Raw genomic sequence first — 13,581 nt, forward strand, 5'->3', positions numbered from 1 at the left:
ATAGAAGAATAATCTTATTTTTAATCTCTTATCAAACTATTTTTGTTTATTTTTTATTAATTACACCAAAGAATAAATAAATCCCTAAAAACTGTAGAACAAGCTAAAAGATTAGAATCAAGAAATTCATTACTTATTTTAATCTCAATTTCATAATAATATTATATTATACTGAAAAACTAAAAGTTTTATTCGCACATCTTTAGTTTTCGCAAAGAGTAAACTACATTTGCATTTAACTGAATTTCTTTAGCTGTAAATATGAATAAATACAAACACATCTTCTTCGATCTGGACAGAACCTTATGGGATTTTAATGCAAATTCCGAAATTACCTTAAACCAATTGTACCGAGATTACCAATTGCAAAATATTTTTGGAAGCTTCCTGTTTTTTAAATCACGATTTGAATATCACAACGGCAAACTTTGGAATGCTTATTACCAAAACAGAATCAAGAAAGAAGATTTGATGTATAGAAGATTCTATCTGTGTTTGAAAGAATCGGGAGCAGACGATTTGGAATTGGCGAAAGAAATTGCTCAGGATTTTATTGAAATAAGCCCTTTGCAAACCAAAACCTTTCCCAAGGCACATGAAATGCTACAACAACTAAAAGAAAAAGGCTATCAATTGCACATTATCACCAATGGATTTAACGAGGTACAATTCAAGAAACTCACAAACTGTGAACTCATATCCTATTTCACAGAAATCATAACATCCGAAGATGCCGGGGCAAACAAACCCTCACCTTTGATATTCGAATATGCATTACAAAACACGGGCGCCACAACAAGTAATAGCCTTATGGTTGGAGACGACTTGAAAACGGACATTGCAGGAGCAAGAAAATCAAATATAGACCAGATCTATTTCAATTCGAATAAAACCAAGCATGACAGTGATGTAACTTACGAAGTGAACCAATTGATAGAAATCACAAAAATTCTGTAAAAAACGCTCAAGCCTTACAATTTAAAATCACTTTTTAAGATATTTTAACAATTCATAAGCAAAAACTGCCGAAGAGCATGTTTTTTGCAATAAAACAAAACCTATATTTGCAGCGGTAATTGTGACGGACAGGCTTGGTAACCCTTCCGTTCTTTCAACATCATTAAGTTTGTATGTAACTTCCATAAAAATTCTAATGGGTTAGTAAAAGTTACAGGGTTAATAGATATACAAATGGTTAATAAAATATAGAGTAAACTATACAAACGATGTTGAACTTAAGGCTGTGTTTAGGGGACACAGCCTTCTTCTTTTTTACCTTATCCACAAATATAAGGTCCACAAATGGACACATATTCACTCGAATTTACACTAATTTATGTAAGCTATTTGTCTTAATCCACGAATATTTTTTTTAATCCTCGAATACACTCAAATACACACGAATATTTGTAGGGATTAATTTGTAGACCTTTATTTAAAGGATAATTCTTTTATACTGAAGTCGAGTTGTGCCAAAATTAATGAGTAATGCTATTTTCTTTCTTGTGGCCTTCAAATAATTTAAGGTCTGAGCAATGTGTTCTGAATGAATTGAATCTGTAGCTTTTAGTTCTACGATAACTTCATTAAAACATAAAAAATCAGCAATGTATTTCTTTTGCAAAATATTACCTCTGAATGAAATTTCCAATATTTTTTCTTTTTCAAATAGGATGAGTTTTTCGTCAAGTAAAATTGCCAAGGCTTCTTGTTAAACAGCCTCAAGAAAACCACATCCTAATTCATTATGGACTTCCATTGCTGCACCAATAATTTGATAACATTCATCTTTGAAGGGGAATTCTTCAGAAATCATTTGTGTTTTAATTTGAGTTCATTTATGGACTTTTTTTCGCCCTCCATCTGTCTATACTAATCCACAGATAAGAATATCAGTAGGAATTATTAGAGTGAATTTGTGGACTATCTCAAGTTTTTCTTTTCTTTTTCTTGGCTGCAGGAAATAGCACATTATTTAGAATCAATCGGTAACCTGCCGAATTCTTTTTCAAATTCAAATCAGTTGGAGGATCACCAACCAAATGCTGGTAATCTTCAGGATCATGTCCTCCATAAAAAGTCCAGGTTCCTTTACCAAATTTTCCATGTATATACCTAGCCTCTCCTGCCGATTTATTCTCTCCCATGATCAAAACTCCGGGCTTAATCAAATCCTTTTTAAAAGCTGTGGTCTGCCCCATGAATCCCTTAATCATATTTTTATGATTTTGACACAACATTGTAGGAACCGGATCCCATTTGGCTGAAAAATCAAACAGGGTAAAATAATCTTCATCACGTCTTACCTTTCGAGTTAAGGTTACATCAATATCCGAAAACTCATACACATATGGATTGGTTTCCAACTTAAAATCAGTAAATGCAAAAGTTTTATTATAATCTAACTTTTCCTGAGCATGCTCATCAATGGGATCACCATCAAAAACATGATTGCAAATATCCGTTTTATCTGCTGCAAGGGTAATATCGAAAGTATCGGTAGCCGAACACATGGCAAATAAAAAGCCACCATTCTCAACAAATTTCCGAATGTTTTGCAAAACTGCCTTTTTTAAATCTGACACTTTTGAAAATCCATACTTTTGCGCTCTTGCCAAATTATCTTTTACCTCATCCTTATACCATTGCATATTTCGATAAGAAGCATAAAATTTACCGTGCTGCCCGGTAAAATCCTCATGATGCAAATGAAGCCAATCATAATCAGATAACTTATCACTTAAAACCTCATCGTCGTAGATAATGTCGTAGGTAATTTCTGCATAAGTTAGTGCTAAAGTTACCGCATCATCCCAAGGCTTTTTTCCCTTGGGAGTATAAACGGCAATTTTGGGAGGCTTCTCTAACTTAACGGCGTCCATATTTTCTTCGGGAGAAGAAATCTCATTCATGATCTGCGATACATTGGCATCGGAAATTACAGCATAACTAACGCCACGAATTTTGCATTCATCCTCAATACTTTTGCTTAATGGCAAGAGAAAAGAACCACCTCTATAATTCAACAACCAGTGTATTTCATGATTGTTTTGCAAAGTCCAATAAGCAATTCCGTATGATTTTAAATGATTCTTTTGTGAATTATCCATAGGAATAAGCAGACTTGCCGCGAAGCCAGGAATATAGGCTAAAAGGAAAAAAGTTAGAATTAGATATGATTTTGAAAAACCCTTCATAAGTCGAATCGAAAATTGATTTAATTCGAAAGTACAAAATCACAATCTAAGGAAAAAGTGAATCCTCCAATTAAGTTCATAAAAGCAAGTCTATGAATACACACACAAATAAGTGTTTATTTCAGATTCGTGTAAATTGGAGTGTATTTGTAAATAAATAATAAAACCATCAAAATCAATTATCAGATATCTTAAACAGGTCCACAAATGAACACGAACAAACACAAATAATTCCCTACAAATATTCGTGTGAATTTGTAGATAAATAAAAAGTAATTAATTATTTAAGAGGATTTGTGGAGATCCATGGAAAACATTTAAAATGGAGCAGCATCCTCAAAATCGCTTCCGCCAACAAGACCCGCATTTGGATCTTCGAACCCTCCTCCTGGATCCTGATTCATACTCGAGCTAAAGGTTTTCACCTCTTCAGGACCTTCATCTCCAAATGGATTCAAACTTTCGCCTTCCAAATCCATAAATCGAGCCAATTGATTACGGAATCGCAATTGAATTTCGCCTACCGCACCATTACGGTGCTTTGCGATAATGATATCAGCAATACCAATTAATGAGTTTCCTTCAGCATCTTCAGTAATACCATAACGTTCCGGACGGTGAATAAATAGTACCATATCGGCATCCTGCTCAATCGCTCCAGACTCACGAAGGTCGGAAAGCATTGGCTTCTTCGCATCACCGGTACGCTGTTCAACACCACGATTCAACTGAGAAAGTGCAATTACCGGAATATTCAACTCCTTTGCAATGATCTTTAACTGACGTGAGATTAAAGATACCTCCTGCTCACGATTCCCTCTCATGTCGGAACCTGCTGTCATCAGCTGCAAGTAGTCAATAATCACACAACCAATATCGTATTTGGCCTTTAGTCGACGACATTTCGAACGCAATTCATAAATAGACAAACCAGGTGTATCGTCAACATAAATCGGAGCATCAACCAAATCCTTAATCTTCACATGCAATTGTTCCCATTCGAAATCTTCCAGCTTACCATTTCTTAGCTTCTCTGAACCCAACTCTGTTTCACTGGAGATCATACGTTTCACCAACTGATCACCACCCATCTCCAGAGAGAATATCGCAATTGGCGCTTTGTGTTCAACCGCCATATTTCTAGTCATGGAAAGTACAAAAGCTGTTTTCCCCATAGAAGGACGAGCAGCAATAATTACCAAGTCAGATTTCTGCCATCCAGAAGTGATTCTATCCAAAGCCGTAAATCCGGAAGGCACCCCACTTAATCCATCAGGACGTTTTCCAGCTTCTACAATTTGGTTGATTACCTCATCGGCCAATGGACGAATGTGTGCTGATTCCTTTTTGATATTTCCCTCTGCAATATCAAAAACTTCCTGTTGAGCTTTGTCCAACAAATCCGCAACATCAATACTATCATCGAAGGCTTGATTTTGAATATCGGAAGAAACCCGAATTAACTCACGTTGAATGTGCTTCTGAGCAATAATACGAGCATGAAACTCGATATGAGCGGCTGACGCTACACGGTTTGTAAGCTGAGTAATATAGAATGGTCCACCAACATCATCCAAGGTTCCTTCTCGCTTTAACTCTTCAGTTACTGTAAGAATATCTATAGGTTCTTCCTTGGTAGAAAGATTCATAATTGCCTTATAAATCTTTTGGTGAGCATCTTTGTAAAAAGAATCGACTTTTAACAAATCACCAACCGAAATAATTGCGTCTTTCTCTAACATTAAAGCACCCAACACGGCTTCTTCAAGCTCTACTGCCTGAGGTGGCACTTTTCCGTACTCAAGATCAATTTTATTTTTCGATTGATTTTTATAATTGTTTGCTCCAGCCATATACTTCTTAAATAATTTATTCAACAGATTTCAACACTTTCTCTCTCTCACTTAATCATTCAAATTCGTGTCGAAAAATTTGAGAATGCAAAGATAAAGATAGAAAATTAAAATGCCATAATTTGATTTTTTTTGCTCTTTAAAACGAGTATTTTTAAGCCACATTTATCAAGAACACAAAATATGCTTTGCTTTCCAAATGCCAAAATAAATTTAGGTCTTAACATTATTGAGAAAAGACCTGACGGATTTCACAATATAGAAACTGTTTTTTACCCAATTCCACTATGCGATGCCCTGGAAATTGCTGAAAGCGATTCTTCAGAACAATATGAATTTACATCATCAGGAATTCCTATTGATATTGATCCTTCGGAAAACATTGTGATTAAAGCTTTTGATTTAATTGCTTCAAAATTCAAGATCCCTCCAACAGCAATTCATTTGCACAAAAACATCCCATTTGGTGCCGGGCTTGGTGGTGGATCGGCTGACGCTGCATACATGATTAAAATGCTGAACGATTTTTACAAACTAGGCATGAACTTCCAACAAATGGAAGAGTATGCAGTTCAAATCGGTAGCGACTGCCCTGTATTTATTAGAAATCAACCGGTTTTTGCCGAAGGCAAAGGTGAAATTTTCTCGCCAATACAGCTCGATTTAAGCAAATACCATATCGTCTTAATAAAACCTGATATCCACATTAGTACTCCAGAAGCTTATTCGGGTACTTCTCCTAAAAAACCAGAAAAATCGGTAAAAGAATTAATCAGTTTTCCATTAACAAAATGGAAAGAGAATATTATCAATGATTTTGAGAATAGCATTTTCCCAAATCATGCTGAGCTTGAAACTTTAAAAGAAGAACTTTACGAATCGGGTGCTATTTACGCAGCAATGTCGGGAAGTGGCTCAAGCATTTTTGGCCTATTTGAAAAAGAGCCAACGATTTTGGAGAACTGGAAAAAGTATTTTACCTGGAAAAGTAAACTATAAACAAACAAAAAGGGATTGTCATTACAACAATCCCTTAATATTTTCATATCAGAAAGATTACTCAATCTCTACCATTAACATTCTGTTAGGGACTTTTACTCCTTCTTCAACATGAATCTTTTTAATAACACCGTCGAAAGGCATTTCGATCAGATTCTTCATCTTCATCGCTTCAAGAATCATTAAGCTTTCTCCAGCCTTTACTTCCTGCCCTTCTTTTACGAAAATTTCAACAATTGTTCCCGGAATGAAAGACAGAAGGTTCTTAGGATTTGGTCTTTCCCAATTTTTTCTATTCTCAAACTTCTTGGTTAACTCTGTTTTGTATACAGTACCATCAACGTTGAATTCTTTTAAATTTTCCATAACGAATAATTTTTAGAATGGAGGAATACCGTGTTTTTTCGCAGGTCTTCTATCAACCTTATTGTTCGAAACCTCAATTGAGTGTAACAACATGTTACGAGTCTCTTCAGGCTCGATAACAGTATCAATATAACCTTTAGCCGCTGCAACATAAGGATTAGCAAACTTCTCTTTATATTCAGCAACTTTTTCTTTACGCATTGCTTCAGGATCTTCAGCATTCATAATCTCCTTACGGAAGATAATGTTAGCAGCTCCTTCAGGTCCCATTACCGCAATTTCAGCAGTTGGCCATGCAAACATGAAATCTGCCTTCATATGACGAGAGTTCATTGCAATATAACCTCCACCGTATGCTTTACGGATAATCACTGTAATCTTAGGCACTGTTGCTTCTGAATACGCATAAAGAATTTTCGCACCATGACGAATAACACCCATGTGCTCCTGATCAACACCTGGTAAGTAACCTGGCATATCCTCAAGAGTTACAATTGGAATATTAAATGAATCACAGTAACGGATAAAACGAGCAGCTTTATCAGATGAATCACAATCCAATACACCTGCCAATACCATAGGCTGATTTGCTACAAAACCTACAGTTTCACCATTCATTCTACCGAAACCAATAACGATATTTTTCGCAAAGTTCTCCATGATTTCGAAGAAATCAGAATCATCAGAAATTGCTTTGATTACGTTACGGATATCATATGGCTGAGTTGGGTCAGCTGGTACAATTTCCTCAATTTTGTATTCTGGTTTTGGTGGCTTTGGTGGGAAAGCTTTAGCTTTTTTACCGTTGTGCCATGGAATGAAGGTTAGGAGCTTCTTAATTTGTTCGAAGCATTCGTACTCGCTTTGAGCATAGAAATGAGCATTACCTGTAATTTCGCTATGTACTCTAGCTCCACCAAGTTCTTCCATACTAATTTCTTCACCCAAAACAGTTTTAATTACCTCTGGACCGGTAATGAACATCTTTGAGATGTTTTCAACCACAAACACAAAGTCGGTAAGTGCAGGAGAATAAACAGCTCCACCAGCACAAGGACCAAGAATTACAGACAACTGAGGAATAACACCAGATGCTAAGGTGTTACGGAAGAAGATTTCACCATATCCGGCAAGTGAGTTAACACCTTCCTGAATACGGGCTCCCCCTGAGTCGTTAATACCAATCAATGGTACACGCATTTTTAACGCATGATCCATGATTTTAGTGATTTTTCTCGCATGCATAAGACCAAGAGAACCCCCAGCTACAGTAAAATCCTGTGCAAAAATACAAACAGGCTCACCGTAAATAGTACCGGTTCCAATGATAACTCCATCACCATGAAGTTGCTTCTTTTCCATGCCAAAGTCGCGGGCTTCATGCTCTACAAATAAATCATATTCATGGAAAGAGTCCTCATCCAAAATAGATGTTACCCTTTCACGAGCAGTCAATTTCCCCATTGCAACTTGCTTCTGAATGGCTTTCTCACCACCACCTTGAAGCACTTTTTCTTTTCTCTTTCTAAGATCAAGAATGTTTCGTTTCAATGACATAATCTGTACATTTAGTTAGAAAATATATATTTCTATATATGTTGAATTCCGTGCAGCACACAAAATTCCAAGCTACAACGTTAGTAATTTTTGCGCTAGAAAAAAATTCTGGCGTAAAATACCCATACAGAGCAGCTATATAAAATAAGCTCTTTACATTGATTATCAAAACTTTTCCTAAAAAACTATTTAGAACAGTTCTATTTAGGGGCGATTCGATATAAGTACAAAGCGACACATGTAAAAACAATATTTGGCAACCAAACTGCTAACATCGGGTTCATACTACCATTGGTAGCAAAAACAACCGAAATTTGTAAGAAAAGTATAAACGAGAAACTTAACAGCAAACCAATTCCCAAATGAAGTCCCATTCCTCCTCGAATTTTACGAGATGCAAGTGACGCACCAATTAAAGTAAGGATGAATGTTGAAAATGGATTAGCCATTCTTTTATATTTCTCAATCTTATAAGCATTAATATTACTGTCTCCTCTCATAGTCTGCTGATCGATATAATCGTTCAGCTCGGTATAGTTCATTGCCTCAACTAAATATTTTTTGCGCCCAAATTCCTTTGGACCAAAACTTAAAGTTGTATCTATTTTTTTACCGTGTTCAAAACTCTCTTTGTCACCATCAATGTTTCTGATAAAGTAATCATTAATGGTCCACTTATTTTTTTCTTTATTCCATTTAATATTTCTCGCCGTCAGTTTCGATTTCAACTCTTTCCCTTCGAAATTCTCCAATGAAAATCGGTAACCTGTATTGCTTCCTGTATCCCAGTTATGCATATAAATAAATACACCTGGTTCAATCTGGCGATGAATATTTCGTTCCTTGTTTCGGAACTTCTTTTTTATGTAGGTTTCGTTAAATTCTATTCTTTTTGCATTTGCCGGCGGAATAATGAAATTACTCAATGCAAAAGAGAACACACCAATAATTAATGATGCTATAAAATAAGGAAACATCATTCTCCTAAAGCTAATCCCACTACTAAGTATGGCAATAATTTCGGTATTATAAGCCATTTTAGAAGTAAAGAATATTACTGCAATAAAGGTGAATAAGGCACTAAATAAGTTCGCAAAATAGGGTATAAAATTCAAGTAATAATCAAAAAGAATCGCATTAAGTGGTGCCTCTTTGTCGATAAATTCATCAATATGCTCCGAAAAATCGAAAATAACTGAGATACTAATGATTAGAACAATCGCAAAAAAGAATGTACCCAAAAACTTTCGGATAATATATAGATCTAATTTCTTCAAAACCTGTTTTTTATTTTCTGATACTCTCGGAAAACCCGAATTTAAATTTGCCGAATTAAAAGTAAAACTTATTCTTCAAATATCAATTACAACTGACTTATTGTAAGATTTTTTAACACTTATAAACGTGTAGCCAACTTTTTAACCATGATATCTTTCCATGCTGCAAAAGTTCCAGCATTAATTTGCTCTCTTGCCTCACGAACCAACCACAAGTAAAATGCTAAGTTGTGGATACTACAAATTTGAGATCCCAATAATTCACCAGAATGTACCAAATGGCGCACATATGCTTTGGAATAAGCTGAATCAACAAAAGAAGTTCCATTTGGATCGAGTGGCGAAAAATCATCAGCCCATTTCCTATTCTTAATATTAATGATACCTTCACTTGTAAAGATCATACCATTTCTACCATTTCTGGTTGGCATCACACAATCGAACATATCTACCCCGCGTGAAATGGCTTCCAAGATATTTACAGGAGTTCCCACTCCCATTAGGTATCGAGGTTTATCTTCTGGCAGAACATCATTCACCACTTCAATCATGGAATACATTTCCTCTACAGGCTCGCCTACAGCCAAACCTCCAATTGCATATCCTTCACGATCAAGCGAAGCAGCATGTTCAGCAGCTTTAATTCTTAAATCATCGTAAACACAACCTTGTACAATGGGAAACAATGTTTGTGAGTAACCATATTTAGGATCAGTTTCATCGAAACGTTTTACACATCTCTCCAACCAACGCTGGGTAAGTTCCAGGGAGTTTTTAGCATATTCATAGGTTGATGTTCCCGGAGGACATTCATCAAATGCCATAATAATATCGGCACCAATGGTTCTTTGAATATCCATTACATTTTCCGGCGTAAAGAAATGTTTCGATCCATCAATATGCGAGCGGAACATTGCTCCCTCTTCTGTCAATTTTCTATTGTCAGCCAAAGAAAATACCTGAAATCCTCCACTATCAGTCAATATAGGTCTTTCCCATCCATTAAACTTATGCAATCCTCCTGCTTTTTCAAGAATATCCAAACCAGGACGCAAATACAAGTGATAAGTATTTCCCAAAATAATTTCAGCATTGATATCATCACGAAGTTCACGCTGGTGTACTCCTTTTACCGAGCCTAGTGTTCCCACAGGCATAAATATCGGAGTTTGTATTTTTCCATGATCTGTTGTTAACTCTCCTGTTCTTGCAGAAGACTTTGGATCGGTTTTGTGTAATTTAAAATCCATATTGACTGTTTTAAAACTGCAAAATCCAAGAATCGGTTTTTGCAAAATCGGCAGCAAAGATACTAATAAATCTTAATCATGAATATAATAGGCGCTACAGACCAAAAACAACAATCTTTAAAACAGTTTTTTTCAATAAAAAATGCCTTCATAGGCTCTATTTATCATAGATTCGTTTAAATTTGGACTGCACAAAAAAATATAAAATTGGAAACATATTTTTATCACCCTCTCACACCAATTCAATGGTTTTTAATTATCGGATTGGTTCTTACATTTCTTATAGATTTAATCTATTCAATTTTCTATTGTAGAAAATTAAAAATTAAGGACAATTCATACATTCATTCCGAAACAATTCCTGTTTCAATAATTATATGTGCTAAAAATCAAGCACAATATTTAGAAAAGAATCTTCCCGGATTATTAACACAAGACTATCCCGAATATGAAATAATAGTTGTTGATAATGGAAGTGTTGACGATACTGAAGATGTACTGATCAGGTTGAAAAATATATATCCACACCTTAAATCAACACAAATTCCAATCGACGAAAAATTCAAACACAATAAGAAACTTGCAATAACAATTGGTGTTAAAGCAGCAAAGTACAACCAGGTTATTCACCTAAATCCAAATGGTTTTCCCAACAGCAAAACATGGCTATCAAACACAGTTGTAATTGCCCAAGGTAAACTATACAATGCCTATAGCAATTTCGAATATCAAAAAGGATTCTTTTATAACTTCATAAGGTATGATATTATTAAGCAAACCATTAAGATATCTGCATTTACAAGTATAAATAAGTTGTACGCAGGCAATTCTTTTAACATGAGTTTTTTGAAGTCTGACTTTCTTGAAAACAAAGGATATGCAGGAAATGCACATTTCGAAGCAGGCTACGATCACATTTTAAGCATGGATTTAGCTAAGAAGTCTGATTATACATTCTCCACAAATCCTGATAGCAAAATCACTATCGACGCAAAAAACCATTATAATATCTGGAAAACGATTAACAAGTATTACTTCAAGAGCAGAAAGTACATTCCATATAAAAGAAAACTACTGCTGGATTTAGAACCAATAGCACATTTTCTATTCGTAATTCTTCTTATTCCAGCCTTGATAAAAACACAACTATATTTTTCATTACTTGCAATATGCATGGTCAAAATTTTTATAAAAGGATACTGTTTTAAAATTTCAACAAGGCATTTGAGAGAAGAGAATTTATTTTTATCTTCGTATGTATATGTCTTATTAAGACCTCTGTATAAATTGCTATTTTATATACAAAGTTACATATACAGTAAACGATCATAATGGAAATAAATCCGAATCTCTCAGAAAAAGCCCAATACGACTATAGGCTGGTAAAAGCTTCAGTTAATGGCGATCAAAAAGCATATGAAGAGCTTTTTAAAAGATACAAGGACGCCATATTTTTCATGTTATTAAAAATGGTTAATAACAAAAACGACGCTGAAGATTTAACTTTTGAAGCTTTCGGTAAAGCTTTCCGTAATATCAGACAATACTCTCCCAAATATGCTTTCAGCACATGGTTATTTAAAATTGCGTCGAACAATTGTATTGATTTCCTAAGAAAGAAGAGAGGAAATACAATATCCATTGATGGAAAAGACGATGCTGAAAACGAAAGAACCATAACGCTTGAATCAAGTGGTCTTAATCCTGAACAAGAATTTGTTAAGAAACAGAAAGCAAAAATAATGCGGAATGAGGTTGGCAAGTTAAAAGAACGTTATCGCCGACTAATTGAACTTCGTTATTTTGAAGAGTTTTCTTACGAAGAAATTGCTCAAGAGCTAAAATTGCCAATAGGAACTGTAAAAGCACAATTGTTTAGGGCTCGTGAATTGCTTTTCAACAACCTTAAAGATTCTGAAGTAAAAATCGAGAAGAAAAAGAAATAATTTTTTTGTTGGAAAACGATGAATGCGAATTAGTTCTATCTTTGCCAACCTAAAATAAAATTGGCATGGAAATCATCGAAAAATATTTTACAGATTTAACTGAGGAACAAAAAGATCGTTTTGCTCAGCTTAAAGATTTGTATACCCACTGGAACAATCAAATCAATGTCATTTCGCGTAAAGACATTGATTCTTTATACCTACATCATGTTTTGCATTCATTATCGATTGCCAAAGTAATGAAGTTTGAACCTGGAACAAAGATCATGGATGTTGGCTGCGGAGGAGGTTTTCCAGGAATTCCATTGGCTATTCTTTTTCCTGAATGCGATTTTTACATGGTAGATTCCATTGGAAAAAAGATAAAAGTAGTAAACGAAGTAGCTGCAGCCTTAAAATTAAAAAATGTAAAAGCAGAACACACTAGAGTTCAACAGGTAAAAGAAAAATTCGACTTTATTGTAAGTAGAGCCGTTACTGCATTTCCAAAATTTGTGAACATGGTTCGCAAAAATTCTTCACCAAAAGATAAAAATAGTTTGGCCAATGGTATTCTTTACATCAAAGGAGGAGATTTTCAGAAAGAAATAGCCGGATACGGCGATAAAGTGCAGCTTTTCGACTGTACCAACTTCTTCGAAGAGGAGTTCTTTGAGACTAAAAAAGTTGTACATCTTGAGCTTTAGGAAAAATATTTTGCATCATCCTTTTGTTAGATTAAAAAAAAACTTATTTTTGCAGTCCAAAATCAACGCATATAATAACTTTATTCGATAAAAATTTTTCGCGATGAAAAGAACATTTCAACCATCAAATAGAAAGAGAAGAAATAAGCACGGTTTCAGAGAGAGAATGTCTTCTGTAAGCGGAAGAGCAGTACTATCTCGTAGAAGAGCTAAAGGCAGAAAGAAAGTTTCTGTTTCAAGCGAGCGCAGACACAAAGCTTAATTTTACAATTAAGTAACCGATATACAGAAAGTAAAGAATTCAAATTCTTTACTTTTTTGTATTTTAAGGTTTCAACCTTTCTAAAATTGATTGAGTTCCAAGGGAGCTCTTTTTTTTTGCCTTTTTTTGTAAGAATGAAGCTGCAATTCCAGTAGCTCATTTCTTAAATCTAAAAATCTCTGCTATTT

Annotated in this window: 12 protein-coding genes and 1 pseudogene; 6 read left to right on the forward strand and 7 right to left on the reverse strand. The window is 34.8% G+C overall.

The window, feature by feature from the left end; genetic code table 11:
• The first annotated feature begins 261 nt into the window (after positions 1-261).
• Positions 262-957: a YjjG family noncanonical pyrimidine nucleotidase gene (locus NQ163_RS15990; protein ID WP_268191337.1), complete on the forward strand. Its 696-nt coding sequence runs from the start codon at positions 262-264 to the stop codon at positions 955-957.
• 478 nt (positions 958-1,435) lie between these two features.
• Here the strand turns inward: NQ163_RS15990 and NQ163_RS15995 are convergent.
• The 3 genes and pseudogenes from NQ163_RS15995 to dnaB form a co-directional block, all read right to left on the reverse strand.
• Positions 1,436-1,816, reverse strand: a pseudogene (locus NQ163_RS15995) (GxxExxY protein).
• Positions 1,817-1,928: 112 nt separating this feature from the next.
• Positions 1,929-3,110 (reverse strand): hypothetical protein, encoded by a 1,182-nt coding sequence (locus tag NQ163_RS16000; RefSeq protein WP_268191338.1) that lies wholly within the window; start codon positions 3,108-3,110, stop codon positions 1,929-1,931.
• A 404-nt stretch (positions 3,111-3,514) separates the two neighbouring features.
• Positions 3,515-5,074, reverse strand: coding sequence for a replicative DNA helicase (gene dnaB, locus NQ163_RS16005; protein WP_268191339.1), 1,560 nt, complete (start codon positions 5,072-5,074; stop codon positions 3,515-3,517).
• 159 nt (positions 5,075-5,233) lie between these two features.
• Here dnaB and ispE point away from each other — a divergent pair, with 159 nt between their 5' ends.
• Positions 5,234-6,049 carry a 4-(cytidine 5'-diphospho)-2-C-methyl-D-erythritol kinase gene (gene ispE / locus NQ163_RS16010; RefSeq protein WP_268191340.1) on the forward strand — a complete coding sequence of 272 codons (816 nt, stop codon included), beginning with the start codon at positions 5,234-5,236 and terminating at the stop codon, positions 6,047-6,049.
• Between the two features lie 57 nt (positions 6,050-6,106).
• On the opposite strand, the gene NQ163_RS16015 is transcribed toward ispE, so the two are convergent.
• From NQ163_RS16015 to tgt, 4 genes are all read right to left on the reverse strand, one after another.
• Positions 6,107-6,415, reverse strand: a complete 309-nt coding sequence (locus NQ163_RS16015) for a biotin/lipoyl-containing protein (protein WP_268191341.1) — start codon at positions 6,413-6,415, stop codon at positions 6,107-6,109.
• Between the two features lie 12 nt (positions 6,416-6,427).
• Entirely contained in the window at positions 6,428-7,972 is a 1,545-nt protein-coding gene (locus tag NQ163_RS16020) for an acyl-CoA carboxylase subunit beta (protein ID WP_120240727.1), read from the reverse strand.
• A gap of 200 nt (positions 7,973-8,172) precedes the next feature.
• The gene (locus tag NQ163_RS16025; RefSeq protein ID WP_268191342.1) at positions 8,173-9,249 is read right to left on the reverse strand and encodes an LptF/LptG family permease; all 1,077 of its coding nucleotides are present in this window, start codon (positions 9,247-9,249) and stop codon (positions 8,173-8,175) included.
• Between the two features lie 119 nt (positions 9,250-9,368).
• Positions 9,369-10,499, reverse strand: coding sequence for a tRNA guanosine(34) transglycosylase Tgt (tgt, locus tag NQ163_RS16030; protein WP_268191343.1), 1,131 nt, complete (start codon positions 10,497-10,499; stop codon positions 9,369-9,371).
• Between the two features lie 207 nt (positions 10,500-10,706).
• Between tgt and NQ163_RS16035 the strand changes: the two genes are divergently transcribed.
• The 4 genes from NQ163_RS16035 to rpmH all read left to right on the forward strand — a co-directional run bounded on the left by NQ163_RS16035 (position 10,707) and on the right by rpmH (position 13,393).
• The gene (locus NQ163_RS16035; protein WP_268191344.1) at positions 10,707-11,831 is read left to right on the forward strand and encodes a glycosyltransferase; all 1,125 of its coding nucleotides are present in this window, start codon (positions 10,707-10,709) and stop codon (positions 11,829-11,831) included.
• Positions 11,831-12,445: an RNA polymerase sigma factor gene (locus NQ163_RS16040; RefSeq protein ID WP_268191346.1), complete on the forward strand. Its 615-nt coding sequence runs from the start codon at positions 11,831-11,833 to the stop codon at positions 12,443-12,445. Before NQ163_RS16035 ends, NQ163_RS16040 begins: the two co-directional genes overlap by 1 nt.
• Before the next feature lie 65 nt (positions 12,446-12,510).
• Positions 12,511-13,131, forward strand: a complete 621-nt coding sequence (gene rsmG / locus NQ163_RS16045; protein WP_268191347.1) for a 16S rRNA (guanine(527)-N(7))-methyltransferase RsmG — start codon at positions 12,511-12,513, stop codon at positions 13,129-13,131.
• 103 nt (positions 13,132-13,234) lie between these two features.
• Complete coding sequence (gene rpmH / locus NQ163_RS16050; protein ID WP_110363239.1) at positions 13,235-13,393, forward strand: 50S ribosomal protein L34; 159 nt, start codon at positions 13,235-13,237, stop codon at positions 13,391-13,393.
• The last annotated feature ends 188 nt before the right edge of the window (positions 13,394-13,581 follow it).

The sequence above is a fragment of the Marinifilum sp. D737 genome, assembly GCF_026672275.1.
Classification (GTDB): Bacteria; Bacteroidota; Bacteroidia; order Bacteroidales; family Marinifilaceae; genus Marinifilum.